A 17,307-nucleotide genomic window follows, 5' to 3' on the forward strand; every position below is an offset into this window, starting at 1 on the left:
ATTAATGAAACTCAAAAATATCAGTAATGTACTGATGATTGTTCACATGAGAGATGATTTCGAAGGCATCAGTGTTTTCTTGGAGGTTGTCGAAGCTGGGGGGTTCGCCAAGGCTGCTGAACGTCTGTCGCTTTCACGCTCGGCTGTTGCAAAAACGATTGGACGTATTGAGGAAAGATTAGGGATAAAGCTTTTCCAGCGCACGACCCGTCGACACAACCTGACGGAAGAAGGCCATATTTATTACGAGAGATGTGTTCGTGCCCTTGAAGAGGTTCGAGCAGGTCAATCTGTGCTGGAGTTTGGACGGTTTAATGTCCGAGGTAAATTGAAAATAATCATGCCGACTTTGCTCGGTAGATATTGTGTGGAACCATTCCTGCTCGATCTGGCTAGCGAGTACGAAAAACTGGAGTTGGATCTCCGTTTTTCAGATTTAGAACAGAATCTTGTCGCCGAACGGTTTGACCTGGCTGTTCGTAACGGACTGGACCGCGAGCTACCTAGTTATCTGAATGTGCGCAAGATCGCTATTCAAAATAAAGTACTATGTGCGTCGCCTTCTTATTTGGCACGATGTGGTCCAATTTATACTCTGGAAGATATTCGACATCACGATGCTTTGGTTTATTGGAAAAATGAACAGCCATGCTTGTGGAATTTTTGCGATACCGGTGTCACGGAGTTCAAACTTCCCCCTAAATGGCGGCTGCAATTTGATAATCAGGAAGCAATGGCTGACGCCGCTCTTCGAGGCATGGGCGTTGCCTGCTTACCACGCTGGCTCATTCATAATCATCTCAAGGAAGGGCGACTTGTCCCACTTCTGGAGAAATTGCCTTTGGCATCTCAGGATATTTATGCGATCTGGCCGGAAACGAAGTTTATGTCGGCTCGCCTCAGTTTAACGATCGATATGTTGTCTGATCATTTGGGAAAAACAGTGAATTTTGATCGGTCATTAGCAAGCTAATCTCAGCCTGTGTTTGTGGTCAGTCATAGGAGCTTTTTTGTAGCGGTCGTTTCGCAGGATGCTCCAATTTTTCCGTCAGAGTCAGAGGATTGCGGGAATTTTCGTGACGGGTTGAGAGGGTGGGAGAGAGTCTCCCGTCCGCCCGTCATGGAGTTTTCGCCATGGCGACCGCTATTCCGAAAATTACGTTGAGTTCGTCCCGCGACATCCCGTTCAACCGGTTGGTGCTGTCCCAGTCCAACGTGCGGCGTGTGAAGTCCGGCCTGTCGATTGAGGAACTGGCCCGCGACATCGAGCGCCGCGGGCTGCTGCAGAGCCTGAATGTCCGCCCCGTTCTCGATGATACCGGGGCCGAGACCGGTACCTATGAGGTGCCTGCCGGTGGGCGTCGTTTCCGTGCTCTCGAACTGCTGGTGAAGCAGAAGAAACTCGCGAAGACGGCACCCGTGCCGTGCGTGGTCCGCGAGGCCGGATCGGCCATTCTCGTCGAGGATGATTCCCTGGCCGAGAACGTCCAGCGCGTGGCCCTGCACCCGCTGGACCAGTTCCGCGCCTTATCGCCTGCTCAAGGCCGCGTTCGCCCGGCTGCAGTCATGCCGGCCACGTTGTCCAGGATCGTCTGGGTCCAGCCGATGAATTCCTCACCGAAGACGGTCGGAGCGGCCCCGGCCGGGGAGCGGGTGAACAGCCTGACATTCAGCCGCTCCTCGAGGTTATGCAAAGACCGACTCACGGCCGATTGACGAGTGTTGAGAAAACGCGCTGCACTGTGAATACTTCCACATTCGGCAATTGATCGTGCACAAATTAATTGCCACAATTCAAACGGCGGTCGTTTCATTTTATGTGGATTTTACAGGTGTTTTTATAAACGAAGCCAACTTATTATTTCTCTTCATGATGACCTCATACGCTTGGTTCATTTCAATATATATTTCTTCATGGCATGAGCGCTGCGGCGCCTGAGAACACCGGTTGCGGGTTGGTCGAGATATGCGCCTGTGCACGCGCGGCTTGTGTGCCTGGTGCGGGCTCTGCGTATTGCCAGCCGCCGCCGAGCGCGCGGTAGAGGCCGACGAGGGTGGTTTCGATCTTCGTCTGGTTGGCGGCCAGCGCCGACTGACTCGCCAGCACGGCACCCTGGGCTGCGACGACGTTGAGATAGTCGACCGCACCCTCGACGTAGCGTTGACGTGCCGCGAACAAGACCGCTTCGTTCTGCGTCATCGCCTCGCGGGTCTGTTCACGGGTGCGCTGAGCCTGCGTGTAGGCCGTCATCGCGTTGTCCACGTCGTTCCAGGCACCAAGCACGGTTTTACGGAAGGCGAGCGCTGCTTCCTTCGCTTGGGCTTTTCGCAGATGCAGGGTCGCCAGCAGGCGTCCGCCCTGGAAGACCGGCAGGTTCAGCGTAGGTCCCGCCGCGAACTGCCGCGCGGGCAGCGCAAAGAAGTCGGCGGCCGAGAGGGATTCGGTGCCCATGTTCCCGGTCAGCGTGATATCCGGATAGAACGAGGCCTGCGCCATGCCAACTTCCGCCGTCGCCTGATGCAGACGCGCTTCGGCCACCAGCACGTCGGGACGACGGCGTGCAAGATCGCTCGGCAGGCCGACCGGCACGGTGGGTGGCACCGGAGGCTGGATATCCGGCGTTTTCAGTTCGGTCTCCAGCGCGCGGGGCGGCTGGGCGAGCAGGAAGCCGATCGCATTGATGAGGGTTGCCTCCCGATCGTCCAGATCGGGCAGGGCGGATGCGATCTGCGCGACCTGTGCGCGGGATTGCGCGAGATCGAGCGTGGTCGCGACGCCGTTGCCGAACCGGCTCTGCACGAGCGCGAGATTACGCTGGGCAAGGGCCAGGTTGGCGCGCGTGATCCGGGCCTGTTCCTGCACGCCGCGCAGCTGCATGTAGCTGGTGGCGAGATCCGAGACGGCGGCCAGCGCCACGGCGCGCCGGGCCTGGAGCGATTCCAGCTCGCCCGCGCGTTGTGCTTCGACCGCGCGGCGGATCATGCCGAACAGGTCGAGATCCCAGCCCGCGCTGACGGCCTCGGAAAAGAAGTCGAACTGAAAGTTCGCATTGGGCTGTGGCTGGGCGAGCGAAAAAATGCCGTGCGTGCTGAGGCGGCGATAATCATAGTTTCCGGCCCACGAGACCTGCGGCAGCCCGGCCGAGGCCGCGACGTGCATCTGTGCACGGGCCTGATCGATCCGCTGCCCCGCCGTCTGCAGGTCGAGGTTCTGCGCCGCCAGCCGATCGACGAGGCTGTCGAGCACGGGATCGCGGAAGCTGTGCCACCACTGCGTGTCGATCGGGCCCGAGACCAGACGGCTGCGCGCCTGCGGCTCAAAGCCCCACTGGTGCGGGCTGGTGATCTGCGGCGCATGAAAATCAGGCCCCACGGCGCAGCCCGTCAGGGCAAACACCGTGGCGCAAAGGACTGTGCGGAGGCGATGATGGCGGATCATTTCGCGGTCACCGTGCCCGGCGCCGTATTCTGGTGCGCCGCGACGTCGGCCAGACCCGTATCGACCGTGGTCTCGACCGACATGCCCAGGCGCAGCAGCCTTGCGAGCGGCTGGTTCGGCGCCAGCACGATCTTGACCGGCAGGCGCTGGACGATCTTGGTGAAGTTGCCGGTCGCGTTCTCGGGCGCGATCGGCTCGAACGCGGCCCCCGATCCCGGCGGCACGGAATCGACGATCCCGTCCAGCGTGACGTCATAGGCGTCCACATGGATCTTCACGTGCTGGCCCGGCTGCATGTGGCGCAGCGCGAGCTCGCGATAATTCGCCATGATCCAGATCTGGTTCAGCGGCACCAGCGCCATCAGCGCCGCACCCGGCGCGACGTAATTGCCGACCTGCACCGATTTCTCGCCCACCATGCCGTCGATCAGCGCGCGGATCTTCGTGTACGAGAGATCGAGCTCGGCCTGGTGCACCCGCGCCTCGTCCAGGTGAATGGTCTCGAGTGCCGACTGGTGCCTGGCGCGCAGGATTGTGAGTTGGTCCTCGGCCGCCGTGATCTCGGCATGCGCGCCCTGAAGATCGGCCGTCAGCTGACGCAGGTTTGCGTCCGACTGCTGGTGTTCCTGCGTGGTGCCGGCCCCGGTCTGGGCAAGGTTGGTGTAGCGGCGGGCGTTCTGCCGCGCGAAGGCGAGCCGTGCCTCGATCTGGGCGGCGTTGGCCTGTGCCTCGTCGATCAGGGCGGGCTGGCGGGTCACCGCGGCAGCGGCGTCCAGTGCTACGGCCTTGTCACGGGCCAGTGTCGCTTGCGCCGAGGCGAGCGCCGTGCGGTAATCGCGATCGTCGAGCGTTGCGAGCACCTGACCCGCATGAACAGGCTGGTTGTCGTCCACCATCACAGCCGATATTTGCCCTGAAATGCGTGGTGCAACTGTCGCATAATGCGCCGTCACATACGCATCGTCCGTCCATACATGTCGGCTTGGCAGGTAAATAATCGCCAGCACGATCACAACGAAGCCGATAACGGTGACGGATGCCACGACGAATGGCCAACGCGGGACCTTCTGACTTTCTTGGCCATGATCTTCATTAGACATTATGCTTTATCCAGAAATAATAATGAGGGCGACTATGGCGAAGGCAAAGAACTCCGCAGAAATCACGATGACTGCCGCACGCCATACATTGTCGCGGCCTCCTTGGATTTTCTTGATTTTCCGGGTCATTCCAAATCATCCTCTTTCGCCAGACGAAATCTCAACCACCAGATTTCAACGCTCGTGGTAGGCGCTGACGCGGTATGGCAATTCGCGGTGGATAGGTTCGAACGGGAAGGATCAGCAGAATCACGAACATCAGGCCGGCGACACCGGCAAAAACGAGAAATGTGTCACTTATGGTGAGTACAGCGACCTGCTTAGAAAACTCTTCCCGAAAGGCGGTCACGCTTCCTGGAGCGCGCGGAGCACCATTCGGAAGAAGCGGAGCCGGATGGCGCCAGGATACCCCGGTCGCCTGATAGGTACGGAAACGCTCGCGACCCAGTTGATCGGCCAGTCGGTTGGAGTGCAGACTCCCCCGCCAACGATGGACCAGATCGACCAGCCACCCCCCGATCGCAGCGCCTGTGGCGCGGGGCGCGTTGATCAAACCGGATGCGAACGGTCCATCGGCCGGGGTCAGGTCGTTCGTCGCCATCATCACGAGCGATACGACAATCATGGCTTCGCCCATCCCTTGCAGGGCTTGCCACGCATAAAACTGATCCCGATACCACTCGACGGTAAGATTGGATTCACCAATGCAGGCCGCCATGATCGCGCCGAGCCCAAGACCGATGAGATAGCGTGCGTCGACCCAGGAACGATTGAGGATCAGGGCCATCGCCGGTAGGAAGATGAATTGCAGACAGGCGATTTCTGTCACGACAAGCTGCGATTGCTCAGTTCGGAACCCCATAACCTCGTCGAGGTAGAGGATCGGCACTGTCGTCGAGCATTCCGTCAGGATAACGAACAGATTGAGGGTCACAACTCCGTACGCAAAATTCCGGCGCCGCATCAAACGAAAATCAAGCAATGGTGACGGATGGCGGATCTCGTTGATGATAAACAGCGGAAGTGCGCCGACAGCGAGAACCGAAAGGACACAGATAAGTGGGCTGTTGAACCAGTCGAGCCGATCACCCTGCTCGAAAACCGTCGCACCCGACGAAACGCCAACCAGGACGAGAAGAACGCCAGCCCAGTTAAAGTTGTTGAACCGATCGAGCTCGAGGGGATCCCGCGGCATCCCATACCACATCAGCAATGCAGCGATTACGTCGAACGGAACACACTGAAAAAAAACGAACTGCCAGCCGACCAAGTCCGTCCACAAACCAGCAAACGCGAAGTTCAGATTTGGGTAAAATGTCGCGGTCATGGCATAGCAGGCGAGGCCCCATAACCGAATTGGCGGAGGTAATACGCGCAACGCGATGGTCATGACGCAGGGGACCGTGAAGCCGGTGTCCAGTCCCTGAAGCCAGCGTTCGATATAGAGCAGACTGAGGTTATGCGTGAACGGAATGCAGACAGTGGGCGCGATTCCCAACGCCGCAACAAACATCGCAAACCGATAAATCGAGAATGTTTCCTCACACCACGGCGCAAACGCCATGCCGCAGATCTCCGCGGCCGTGTAAATGCTCTGGTACCACGTTCCAGGATCGTGACTGAAGCCCAAGCCGCCCGAGACATCCGCGAGCGCGGCATCGGAGACCGTCTCATTGAGCTCGTTCGCCATCGCCAGCATGATCACGCCTGCGAAGCCCAGCAGAGGGCGTAGTCGGTCCATTGTAGTGGTCATGGGTGGAGCTGACTCTTCGACAATGTTTTTCCGTCCCGTTATGGGATTGGCGTCATTTTTGACCGAACATCTCGATTATCAGAAGAATCAATCTTGCAATGCGAGGATTGCATCCAGCAAAATGGTCGCTGTCCTCGCATATGGATGCAACATGCCGCGCTCTCTTGACTTCAATCAGCTCCTCACACTTGAAATCCTGCTTGAGGAACAAAGCGTTGTCCGGGCCGCACGGCGCCTCAACACAAGTCCGGCCACGATCAGCCGCGCGCTTGCGCGTATCCGGGACGACTTCGGCGACGCCATTCTCGTCGCGTCTGGCCGCGGCCTTGCTCCGACGCAGTATGCGCTCGATCTGCTCCCGCGCGTGCACGGTGTGCTTGAAAGCGCACGCGGTCTCTACGACGCGGCACCAATGCCGGATCTGCGTGCCATGACACCGCGCTTTACGCTTGTCCTGGCGGAGGCAGTCATCGAAGCCTATGGAACGTCATTGGCGGACGCGATCTGGAAACAATGCCCTGGCGCGACAATTCACTTTCTGGATGAAGTGCCTTTACAGGAAAATGAGCGTCTTCGGCGCGGTGAGGTCGATCTGTATGTCGGTGTCTTTGGAACAATCGGTCCGGAAATCATGCGGCAGACTGTTCGCTCCGGGTTTACGAAAGGTGCTGTGAGAGACGACCATCCTCTCCTTTCAGGGCCATTGGAAATTTCGCGGTTATTCAAATACGGCCACATCATGGTCTCGCGTGACAGCAACATGCGACAGCCCATCGACGATGTATTGGCTCGGCACGGCTCATCAAAACGCCGCATCGAACTTGTCGTGCCAACCTACGCTATTGCTCTCGCGATGTTGAGAAAGACTGACCTGATTCTCGGGCTCCCGGATTTTCTCATGTCGGGATCACATATCGACAAGCACAAGATCGGTTTCCTCTCGGATCCCACGCCAACGGCGCCATTCGATATTTTTCAAGCCTGGCATCCCAGGCTCGGCAAAGACCCTGTGCATCGCTGGTTACGAGAGACAGTTCAGAAGGTTATCGCCCAGTAAACCGATGCCGTCGTTTTCCGATACTAATTATAGATTTTCAGGAAGGTTTCTCTTGCAGATCTTGCCATCTGCCCGATCGCTGCGATCGCCCGGAATTTCAAACAGTTTATCGTTGACGATACGGACTGGCTCTGTTGCACAATTCACTGATTGGTCGTGCTGACCGCTTTGATGGTTTTCCGTTACGCGACCGCCTGTGTGAGAGGGGTTCCGAGCGCTGTGAAGCGATTAAGGATAGCAACACGGATGTGAACTTCGGTGATCTGGCGGTCGAAATCGCGTGCTGTCAGACGTTGGCCGAGGAGTTTGATGCAGTGCATTTTCGTCTCGACGCGGCTTCGCCTGTGGTATCCGCTCCATCGCCGCCAGATCGTTTTTCCAAACCGATCTGCAGCTCGCAAGGCTTCATTTCTGACGATGGCTCCGGGCGAAGTGGGGTTCCATGGTTTTGCGTTCTTCCGTGGGGGGAATGACAGCGTGCGCCCCGCGCTCGGCGGTGGTTTCATGACATCGCCTCGTGTCGTAAGCCCCGTCGGCCGTGACACGGGCGATCTCCTCCTCTGCGGGGATCTGGGCCAGGAGCGCCGGCAGGATCGGGGCATCACCGACATCGTGACCTGTGATGTCAACGGCCCTGATTTCCAGAGACCCTTCGTCGATCGCAATAAGAAGCTTGCGCCATATCCTGTGCTTTGACGCCCCGTGCTTGCGGGTGTGCCACTCGCCTTCTCCCTCGACTTTGATGCCGGTGCTGTCGATCAGAAGGTGGAGCGGACCGTCCGAACCGCGATAGGGGATATCGACCGTCAGGGATTTCTGCCGACGGCTCAGCGTGCTGAAATCCGGCACAGACCACGCAAGTCCAGCCAGGCGCAGGAGACTTTCAACAAAACCCGTCGTCTGTCGCAGGGCAAAACCGAACAGAACCTTCAGCGTCAGGCAGGTCTGGATCGCAGCATCGCTGTAACCCGGCTGGCGGCCACGGCGCCCTGTCGGAAAGCCTTCCCAGGTCATGGACGGGTCCAACCAAACTGTCAGAGATCCACGTTTCTTCAGCGATGCGTTGTAGGAGGACCAGTTCGTCGTTCGGTAGTGCGTGGGCTTCGGCTTGCTCATGACAACCAGCTAGCAAACCAAATTCACTCCGCGAATCCCGCGCACGTATTTGCGCAACAAAGCCAGCGCGACCCACTCGGTGCGCATGTCGGTCACCAGCAACCGTAGCCGCGGGCTCAACGGATCGGCCTGTCCTTCGACGGCCGGCGCATCCAGCCAGTCCAGTAGGGCCCGGCGCCGCTGGGGCAACACGATACCGCGCTCGAGCAGCAGGGCGCGGAGTTGATTGATCAGCGTCGTGCGTTCCGCGACCAGCCGATCGCGCGCCCGGTGCAACGCCTGCATGTCGAGCTGGTCCTCAGCCTTTAGCGGAACAAACCGCATCGTCGGCCGTGTTGCCGCTTCCGCAATCGCCTCCGCGTCCCGGTCGTCGTTCTTGTGCGCCTTGACGTAGGGACGGACATATTCCGGCGGCATCAGGCGGACCGTGTGGCCCATGGCCTGGGCCGCTCGCTCAATGTAGTGGGCACCCCCGCACGCCTCCATCGCCACCGTGCAGGCCGCAAGCTTCGACAGCAACGTCATCAGGGTCTCGCGCGTGACCCGCCGTCGAAGGACCACGGCACCACGCTCGTCCAACCCGACGACGCTGACGTTGTTCTTGCCAAGATCCACACCCAGCATTGTGACCGCCATCTCTCCCTCCTGTCGAAACGGGCACCCTTCTCAGGATACCACCGTTGAGGGGCGGGCCATTCCATAATCACACTTCACCGATTTCCCAAAGAAACTCTCAGATCGTCCGCCCGAGAACTATTTAGAAAGTCCTTTACTTTCAATGCTACCGTCCTTGAATTGCCAACCGGCAGAGGATCATACGCCGCAGAATTTCGGTTCCATTCTTCGCCTGCAGCATACCAATCGATCTTCCTCGGGGGCATTCCAGAAATCAAAGCTGCATCCAAAGATTTGAAATAGATCTCCCATCGGTGGCGGTAATAATCGTTGGTAAGGCCAGCCCAGTCTTTATTAGCATAATCATGTAAACCACCAGCTTGGCTAGCGCTACGATCACCCCAGTTGGTTAGGATAGAGCGAGCATCATAATTGAGTTTTTTTTCCTCCTCAGGGGTATCCGCCCACTGTTTTGTATTTTCCAGCCAATGCCCCACACGAAAAAAGTATTCGGTTCCGAGCAACTCGTCCTGCAATGTCATTAAGTCATACCAGAGCTTTGTATCGCGTTCGAATGTCATACGGTCTTTGGACACATAAGCCGCTTTGATCTTTGGAAGTAAAATTCGTGCGGTATTAGCAAGTACTTGATGACCGACATCCACAACATCATAACGATACGCCGTGCTGGAATCGAAGGCCGCAGGGGCCTCGAGCAAGGTCTCAAAAGCATTTTGTAATGCCTTGAAAGAATATCCTGCAACCTTTTGGTTACCATTGAACGCACTGCGAGCATCCAGTGATGGTTGAGCATTAAAGAGGCTGTCAATCGGCGCCGCATTCTCGCCAGCATCGCTACTATAGGTTGCCTGTGTTGAATAAACGGTCTGAAGCAAGTCCTGCCACGCAGCTTCCACATGCGAATCTGCGGCACCGTAGCGGCGATCCGCGAAACTTTTCGTCCAAGATCTTAAATCGATCGGCTGATTATGCCAGGCCGCCTCAGAAAACAAATCAAACAAGTAGGGATTATGATCCATTGCTTCCGTAAAAATAGCCGTACCGATTAATGCAGGTTGCTTTGCGGGCAAACTGGGTAAACGGACACCATAATCATATGCCTCGCCACCAAGCGTCGTACGCCCACCAAACTCCCATAGACCACCGTAGAGGTAGTCCGCACCAAGCAACTCCCGACCGCGATCGGCGCTTCGGATAACGTTCTGCCGCAAATCAACGATAAACATTTTATCATTCGGCACTACACGCAGAATTCCTGCTGCTGGTTGGTTACGCCAGCCAAGTATCATCCACCGAGCCCCGGGATGCGCAGCTTGAAGTGCTTTTTCAATCTCGGCAGCAGCATCTGGAATTGGCACATCTCCAGGGGTTCCTCCCTCCTGAAATAGCTCCAAATCATATATTGAGGTATCACCGAAAAGCGCACGTTGTTCTGCGTAATAAGTGGCCGCTATTTTAGGAAACAAAGGATCTCGCGGATCGAGCCAAGCCGGGCGTTGAAAATCATTCCAGCGCCCTTGATTGATTACGTGAGCCTTTGGAAAATGTTTTTTGAAATCCGCAGGTACCATCCCGTAAAAGCCAGGGAGAACGGGAGTGATACCTAATTCACGTAGACGTCTCAGTATTTGCTGAGCAGATTCGATCCGTTTTTCTAACAAATGCGTGGAAGGTGGACCAGCGAAACAACACATGTTCCCCATGAGCTGCCAGTTCATATGCGCAGGCATAGTAAGGTCAGTACGCACATTTTCAGAAGAATAGCCAAAGTGCATTAAAGTTCGAGAAATAACCGCCTCGGCCCCGCGCTCAACAAGCATAGTATTAATGCCAGCAAGAGCATATATATCAATTTCGTGCTCCCACTTTCGCCAATTCCAGTAAGGAGAAGTATACCCATCTGTATTTTGATTAAGAGCATATCTATATATTACGGAAGAACGCTTATTGATCTCTTTATCTAGTGCCACGACAGAAGGGTTTTTCGGCATTGGGGCACCGTTGGACGACAATTGGTCCAGCCCATAGTATTTCATATACCAGCCGCTTCCAGCCAAAAGCGCGATTTGGGAATTACCCGCCACCACAACTTTTCCGTTTTCGGTTCGAACCGAAAAATGATCATGCGTATCGTGATCATTGAGAAGCGAAAAAGTAATTTTGTCACGCCAATCTGGCATAGAGCGAGATAATACGTCATAGGCAGGACCGGACATTTGCTCATTCTGAGGCATATATTTTACCTGCGAGCAGGACGCAAGTTCGATGCAAGACAAAAAAGCTACTACAGTGGACATATTGGTTCGAAACATGGTCACTCTCAAAAGCCTGTTGTTATAGTTGCAACAAACATACGTTCGGCCCCGACCATATAGCTTGGAGAACTTGCGGCAATTGCAGTACCGTAGACACCAGTTCGTGCTCGTGCACTACCCGCAAAGCCATAAACACCTGACAGATATTGATCATTAGAAATATTGTTGATGCTTAATTGAATTTGGGGATGCTTCAAGAAGCCATAGTTCTGGAATCGATATCCAACTGCCACATTTGCGATCGCATATCCAGGAATGCTCTGATCATTCATAAATGTCGAATACTGCTTTCCGACATAATCACCCATAACTGTACCAAAAAAGTGCCCATCGTCGTAACTCAATCCAACGGATCCACTATATTTTGGACTCTGAACCATTTCCTTTCCCTTAGTCGGCAGATAATCACCACCAGTTGCATAGTTATTTCCGAGCTCGGTATGCAAATACTGGAAAGATAAATACGGACTAATGTGGTGCCATGGACGCAAGCCAAATTCTGCTTGCGCGCCTCGTATTGTCTCACCTCCAATATTAAGAGGCTGAGTAATTAACTGCGAGTTGACATACCCAGAAGAGGTTATTTGATGATTTGTCAAGTTATAATTAAATAAAGTAAATGTTGCATTGAGAAGACCATAGTGCCGATAACCGAGTTCCTCACCAATAGCGTATTCGGATTTCAAATTTGTATTTCCGGTCATCGTTGGACGCCCCCTACCTGTGGGATCCCATAATTGAATATAAACCTCTTCCGACGCCGGTGCGTGGAAACCAGTCGTTGCATTTAAAAATATTTGGTCATTTTTAGTGATTTTATAGCTTGCGGAGAAGCGTGGTAGGGGTGTTGCGTAGTTCCCGCCAGCTTTGAAAAGTGCTCCAGGTATGTTGTTCGTAGCTGAACGCGAAATCATTACCTCTCGAAATCCTGCTGTAATATTCAGCCGATCATTCAGAGCGTGAAACTGATCTTCTAAAAATAATGCGTTTGTCTGTTGTTTAAAGTTAATATTGTATCCGCTTAGAACCTGACCATCGACCATAATCGGGTATTGCCCGAAAAGATTTGCCGCGCCCCCTTGTAGGTTTAGGGGCGAGAAGCTTTCCAACTCGCTATGGTCGAGATATGCATACCAGTAACCGAACCGAAGTGTATTCTGCGCCGTATTCCATGCTATTGCGGTCGTTAGGCCCGCAGAGTTTTCACGTTCATTATCAGAAGAAACGGCAGTCTGGGTACCGTTCACAGGATTTGGGGTATCAAGATAGGGTATTGCAATTGTCCCCTGATAAGAATTTGTTACAGAAAGATTTTCGCCCCCGCCATAAGTGCCGTTATCCCAGACGAAATAAGGTGTCGTATCAAGGGTTAAACTTTCATTACCATCATGCATCAAAGTTAAATGCGTTGGCAGGCTAGCAAGAACATCTCGTCTTTTCGAGTAGTGTAGTTGGTAATAACCTGTGTCTTCCGGAGAGTATTTTCTATCCCAGCCATAATTGTACCCATATGCTTGATATTGGGCGAGCGTCGGGTAGCGCTGTGCTGTTCCCAATGAATCATTCCAACCAAAAACCGCGTGGACATAATTATTGTCGCCCCACGACTTTGTTGCCATAGCATCCACGTGGTCTCGACGGGCAAATCCTAGTCCGCGCAAAGGGTCGCTACGAGTGTCAGAAAAAGATGCGTAGCTTCTGACCCCCGAATGACCGATTTCGCCACTTTCCAAGCGAATAAATTCGCGCCGCAATGCGCGCGAACCATAACTGAGGTCGACAAGACCGCCAGGCTTTGCGCCAGGCTGCACACGCTGCACCGAGACCTGTCCACCGACTGCAGAATAGAAAGGTGCGCCTATATCACTGCTTCCTTGTGTTAAGGCAATTGACGACACATTATCAGTATCAACCATGTCGCTGGAGAACACATTGAAATTTACGGGATCTTGGAGCGGCGCCCCTTCCATTTCATAGCCCAGTTCGGCTTGAGTTAATCCACGAACGTTGACGGTGTCATGTGAGGGATCGCCGATAGGACTATTCGATCCCGAAACGACCCCCGGAAGCGCATTAAGCAAAGCATTAACGTTTGTTGCTGGACTTTGCTTGGCGATATAATCGCGTGTCATTGTACTTTGTGACCGGGCGGCGGTTTGTCGCAACATTAGACCGCCACCGGGGGTCGTATTGGTGACGCCATTAGCCGACGTACTTCCCCCGCGCACATCAACTGATTCCACGGAGTGCGTTTCTAGAGAACGCATTGACGCGGGCTTTTTCGACGGGGCCTGTATAGCCTTTGGTCGACGATGTGCTGTCTGCGGTGCACCGGAGGCTGTTGCTATACTTAGGCTCGCTAGGCACGCACCTGCGGACAGGACTTTCAGTCTAATAGACCCCATCAATCGTTCCTTTATCGAATCTTGCGTAGCGTTTCGATGTCAGAACATACTCGCCAATAAAAAGTTTTTCCATGGGAAAACGTATGCTATAAATAGTTTCCTTAGATAACTTATTGTGCGAGTGCTCGATGAAAGATGCGTCGTCTTTAGAAGGACTGCCTAGACGGGTTGTCGCTATGATTGCTCAGCACGGCGAGATGACGAGGGCTGATATCGCGACAAAACTTGGGATCAGCAAAGGGCGCGTGTCGGTCATCACGACACATCTTTTGGATCAGCGAATTATTGAACATCACGCATCAATATCCGGCGTTAGGAGACCTTCCGCTTTACTTAGATTGAGCCCAAGTGCAGCAACATTTATAGGAATAAGCTTACATTGCAGGCCATTTATTGCTGTAGCCACAGATCCCAATGGAAATATTATTTTTCAGAACACGTTCTATTCTGATAGTGATCCAGATTCTTGCATAGAGTCTATTTGTGATGCAGTTGCCGTCTTAAGAAAAAACTGTTCGATCTCGGCAAGATTTTTGGCTGTCGGACTTTCGTTACCTGGGTATATTTCCGCAGACAAGCAAACATGTATTACTTCGACAGTTTTAGGCTGGGAAAATGCTGAAATCGGACACGAGATCGCACGTGTCGTTGGGCTACCAGTGTACTTGGAAAATGACACGAATGCCTTAGCTACTTACGAAGCAATGTTTGGCAGTATGCGCCGTGTTCCAGCCTTTGCGATTGTCGCCGTTGGTGATGGAATTGGAACGGCTTACACGATGAACCATACAGTATATCGAGGCGAAAATGGTGGCGCTGGAGAGTTAGCTCATTTACCAATTGCGCCAGGTTTATTTGACGGAGTGCCTCGCCCGTGTCGTTGTGGCAATCGTGGTTGCCTTGAGACAATCGCTTCATCTAGAGGAATTTCAAGTCGCGCCGAAGAAGAGGGACTTCCTCAAGATCTTGGGCGTCTGTCAAATTTAGCACGTGAAGGCAATGAAAAGGCGTTGCATATACTTCACACAGCCGCAGCAGCACTAAGCTTTTCTATGTCTAATTTGATACAAATTTTGGATCCTTCGCATCTCATTGTGATCCTCCCGGAAGAATTATTGCCTGGGGTCTTCGCAACGGCGTTGCGCCAGACCTTCGAGCAAAACCTGATGCCTGGGTTCAAGCGTGCAAATTTGCTTATCCTACAGCGGCATAATAACCTCCACTGGGCAGTTGGTGCAGCGTGTGTGGCCGCGCGTAGCGTCTTACTTAGTCCTCACCCCTAACACTACTTTGGCAGAAAAATTGAGGGAGGGATTTCGTTGGAGAGGGATTGCTGATTCATAGGAGACCGGCTGTAGCGAGGGCTGGGTATGGACGTTGGTTGGCGACAGGATCTGGAGGCGTGGCTCGCGCCCGTTTATTGAAGCCCTGGGGTACAAGGCACGGGCAAGGATGTGCCCGGCTTATATCGCCGAGCTGATCGGGCCGGGAGATCGCAAGAGCGTTCAGCCGATGGCCGCGCGCGCAGATGAGATTAACTACGATCGGCTGCACCATTTCATCGCGGCCGGTATCTGGGACAGGGCCCTTGTCGAGGCAGCGCTTGTGAAGGCGGCGGATCGCCTGGTTGGCGACGAGGCGGGTTTCCTCGTGATCGACGATACGGCGCTGCCCAAGAAGGGCAACCATTCGGTCGGCGTGGCACCGCAATATGCCTCGTCGCTGGGCAAGACGGCCAACTGCCAGTCTCTGGTTTCGGTCACATTGGCGTCGCGCGAAGTGCCGGTGATGGTGGGTCTACGGCTCTTCCTGCCCGATGAATGGACCAGCGATCCGGAGCGCATGGCGCGGGCTCATGTGCCGGAAGATAAACGAACGTCCCTGACAAAACCGGAGATTGCGATCGAGGAGATCGATCGGGTCATCGCCTCAGGTGCCCGTTTCGGCTGCGTGCTGGCCGATGCCGGATACGGTTCCAGCGGCCCGTTCCGACACGCCCGACACCAGAAGCGCAGAACATGCCATGGCGGACGTGGCGCGTCAGGTCGCGATCTGGGCTGGATAAGGAACCCCTGAAGGGCACTCCCTGGACACGCGCGCAGATGAAGCTTCGCCCGGTTCACTTCCCGTCATGTCCGGGATCAGGCCCTTCTTTCATGCCGGGCTGATTTCGCGGCAGCCTAGGACAAGGAACGGATGATCGTGGCTGGGTTCAAGACACGCCTATGGCTTTTTATCGGGCTGACTTGCCTGACGACCGCTCCGTTCTGGGCGCTCGGGATCGCAACCGGAGACTCGGCCGGCGGCAGGGGCGCTTACGCGGTGGGGTCCATGTGGGGGCCCGGAATAGCGGCTTTGCTCACCTGCTGGATCACAGGCCAGTCGGTCAGCTCGCTCGGATGGACATGGGGTCGATCGCGTTGGCAGGTACTCTCCTATCTATGGCCTCTCGCGATCTGCTGCATGACCTACGGTCTGGTCTACGCCGTCGGCCTTGGCGGTTTTCCCAATCACGAAACTGTCGTTGCCCTGCGCAAGACCCTCGACTGGCCGAGCGCCGGGACGTGGACGATCGTATGCGGCTGGTTCGTTCTTCTCGCGACTACAGGGTTCGTGCGTGGCCTTGCTGCTTCTCTGGGTGAGGAAACCGGCTGGCGCGGCTTCCTCAACCCCTTGCTGCACGAAAAGCTTGGTTTCACGCGAGGTGCTCTTGCGACAGGCATTCTATGGGCCGTCTGGCATTTTCCGATCATGTTCTTCTCGAATTACGACAGTGCTACGCCCTGGTGGTTTTCCACGCCCTGCTTTGTGGTCGAAGTGCTCAGCCTGGCTGTCATCATGTCCTGGATAGGCAGTTCAGACCCATGGACCGTCTTGACAATCTACGACTCCCAGTTGGCCAACGAGACGGTTGTGCGTTGTAAAGTCACGGGTTGGAGACGGCGCGCATCCAGACTAGATCTGCCGTCTTTAGGGCGCCATTGAAGCGCTGAGGACCGTCGGTGGCAAGGTGAAGACGGTTGTCGCGTAATTCGACGAGGCGAATCTGTGTTTGTCCAAACCAGTTGGGAAACAGGCTGACCGCCATCTCATGCGAGAGCCGCCCTTTACCCTCGTCAATGAAGAACCTGCCGGAATATGCAAGGTAACTACGCCCGGCAGCAAAGTATTCGGCCGCCGTGCCCCGATACATGTCGTCAGTGAGGAAGGGATCGCGGTCGCGCGCTTGAAGCTGGACCGACATGTAGCCGTCCGGCGTATAGAGGATGATGCCAAGAGGCGATTGCCCAAGCGGATGATGCCGCGCGCCTGTTTTCACGTCCGTCTCGACGTAGGACTTGAGCATCCAGCTTCCGATGAGTCGATCCCGAAGCCCGAATTGTTGTGTCATGCCACGCTTTCCGATGTGATTGACCTTTGACGTAGACGGCTCGGCAGACGGGCTTCCAATACTTTCTTTGACCGTCGCCATGCCTCATAGGTATG

11 protein-coding genes and 5 pseudogenes are annotated in these 17,307 nt (G+C 55.0%); 6 read left to right on the forward strand and 10 right to left on the reverse strand.

Going from position 1 to position 17,307, the window contains the following annotated elements; genetic code table 11:
- The first annotated feature begins 4 nt into the window (after positions 1 to 4).
- Positions 5 to 973 (forward strand): LysR family transcriptional regulator, encoded by a 969-nt coding sequence (locus tag A0U93_RS00190; RefSeq protein WP_245824973.1) that lies wholly within the window; start codon positions 5 to 7, stop codon positions 971 to 973.
- A gap of 161 nt (positions 974 to 1,134) precedes the next feature.
- Positions 1,135 to 1,527, forward strand: a pseudogene (locus A0U93_RS00195) (ParB/Srx family N-terminal domain-containing protein); the annotation flags it as partial.
- 23 nt (positions 1,528 to 1,550) lie between these two features.
- Here A0U93_RS00195 and A0U93_RS00200 read toward each other — a convergent pair.
- From A0U93_RS00200 to A0U93_RS00215, 5 genes and pseudogenes are all read right to left on the reverse strand, one after another.
- Positions 1,551 to 1,814, reverse strand: a pseudogene (locus A0U93_RS00200) (LysR family transcriptional regulator); the annotation flags it as partial.
- Positions 1,815 to 1,912: 98 nt separating this feature from the next.
- The gene (locus tag A0U93_RS00205) at positions 1,913 to 3,439 is read right to left on the reverse strand and encodes an efflux transporter outer membrane subunit (RefSeq protein WP_077805592.1); all 1,527 of its coding nucleotides are present in this window, start codon (positions 3,437 to 3,439) and stop codon (positions 1,913 to 1,915) included.
- The gene (locus A0U93_RS00210) at positions 3,436 to 4,482 is read right to left on the reverse strand and encodes an HlyD family secretion protein (protein ID WP_245824975.1); all 1,047 of its coding nucleotides are present in this window, start codon (positions 4,480 to 4,482) and stop codon (positions 3,436 to 3,438) included. The genes A0U93_RS00205 and A0U93_RS00210 overlap by 4 nt, the downstream gene beginning before the upstream one ends.
- 63 nt (positions 4,483 to 4,545) lie before the next feature.
- Complete coding sequence (locus tag A0U93_RS16895; protein WP_255318313.1) at positions 4,546 to 4,668, reverse strand: hypothetical protein; 123 nt, start codon at positions 4,666 to 4,668, stop codon at positions 4,546 to 4,548.
- Between the two features lie 31 nt (positions 4,669 to 4,699).
- Positions 4,700 to 6,292 (reverse strand): MFS transporter, encoded by a 1,593-nt coding sequence (locus A0U93_RS00215; RefSeq protein ID WP_077805594.1) that lies wholly within the window; start codon positions 6,290 to 6,292, stop codon positions 4,700 to 4,702.
- On the opposite strand from A0U93_RS00215, the gene A0U93_RS16065 reads away from it, so the two are divergent.
- Positions 6,237 to 7,349, forward strand: coding sequence for a LysR family transcriptional regulator (locus tag A0U93_RS16065; protein WP_147151247.1), 1,113 nt, complete (start codon positions 6,237 to 6,239; stop codon positions 7,347 to 7,349). The genes A0U93_RS00215 and A0U93_RS16065 overlap by 56 nt on opposite strands.
- A gap of 182 nt (positions 7,350 to 7,531) precedes the next feature.
- On the opposite strand, the pseudogene A0U93_RS00230 reads toward A0U93_RS16065, so the two are convergent.
- The 4 genes and pseudogenes from A0U93_RS00230 to A0U93_RS00245 all read right to left on the reverse strand — a co-directional run bounded on the left by A0U93_RS00230 (position 7,532) and on the right by A0U93_RS00245 (position 13,821).
- Positions 7,532 to 8,465, reverse strand: a pseudogene (locus A0U93_RS00230) (IS5 family transposase).
- A 63-nt stretch (positions 8,466 to 8,528) separates the two neighbouring features.
- Positions 8,529 to 9,101: pseudogene (locus A0U93_RS00235) on the reverse strand (IS110 family RNA-guided transposase); the annotation flags it as partial.
- Positions 9,102 to 9,175: 74 nt separating this feature from the next.
- Complete coding sequence (locus A0U93_RS00240) at positions 9,176 to 11,413, reverse strand: alpha-N-acetylglucosaminidase (protein ID WP_077805596.1); 2,238 nt, start codon at positions 11,411 to 11,413, stop codon at positions 9,176 to 9,178.
- Positions 11,414 to 11,421: 8 nt separating this feature from the next.
- On the reverse strand, positions 11,422 to 13,821 hold the full coding sequence (locus A0U93_RS00245) for a TonB-dependent receptor domain-containing protein (RefSeq protein WP_077805597.1): 2,400 nt from the start codon (positions 13,819 to 13,821) through the stop codon (positions 11,422 to 11,424).
- A 128-nt stretch (positions 13,822 to 13,949) separates the two neighbouring features.
- On the opposite strand from A0U93_RS00245, the gene A0U93_RS00250 reads away from it, so the two are divergent.
- From A0U93_RS00250 to A0U93_RS00260, 3 genes and pseudogenes are all read left to right on the forward strand, one after another.
- Positions 13,950 to 15,104: an ROK family transcriptional regulator gene (locus A0U93_RS00250; RefSeq protein WP_147151245.1), complete on the forward strand. Its 1,155-nt coding sequence runs from the start codon at positions 13,950 to 13,952 to the stop codon at positions 15,102 to 15,104.
- 87 nt (positions 15,105 to 15,191) lie between these two features.
- A pseudogene (locus A0U93_RS00255) lies at positions 15,192 to 15,813 on the forward strand (IS701 family transposase); the annotation flags it as partial.
- 471 nt (positions 15,814 to 16,284) lie between these two features.
- Positions 16,285 to 16,806, forward strand: coding sequence for a CPBP family intramembrane glutamic endopeptidase (locus A0U93_RS00260; protein ID WP_169852653.1), 522 nt, complete (start codon positions 16,285 to 16,287; stop codon positions 16,804 to 16,806).
- Here A0U93_RS00260 and A0U93_RS00265 read toward each other — a convergent pair.
- Complete coding sequence (locus A0U93_RS00265) at positions 16,748 to 17,293, reverse strand: lipocalin-like domain-containing protein (RefSeq protein ID WP_211274029.1); 546 nt, start codon at positions 17,291 to 17,293, stop codon at positions 16,748 to 16,750. The two genes, A0U93_RS00260 and A0U93_RS00265, sit on opposite strands and share 59 nt — an antisense overlap.
- Between the last annotated feature and the right edge of the window lie 14 nt (positions 17,294 to 17,307).

Origin of the sequence: Neoasaia chiangmaiensis, assembly GCF_002005465.1 — a bacterium.
GTDB classification, from domain to species: Bacteria; Pseudomonadota; Alphaproteobacteria; order Acetobacterales; family Acetobacteraceae; genus Neoasaia; species Neoasaia chiangmaiensis.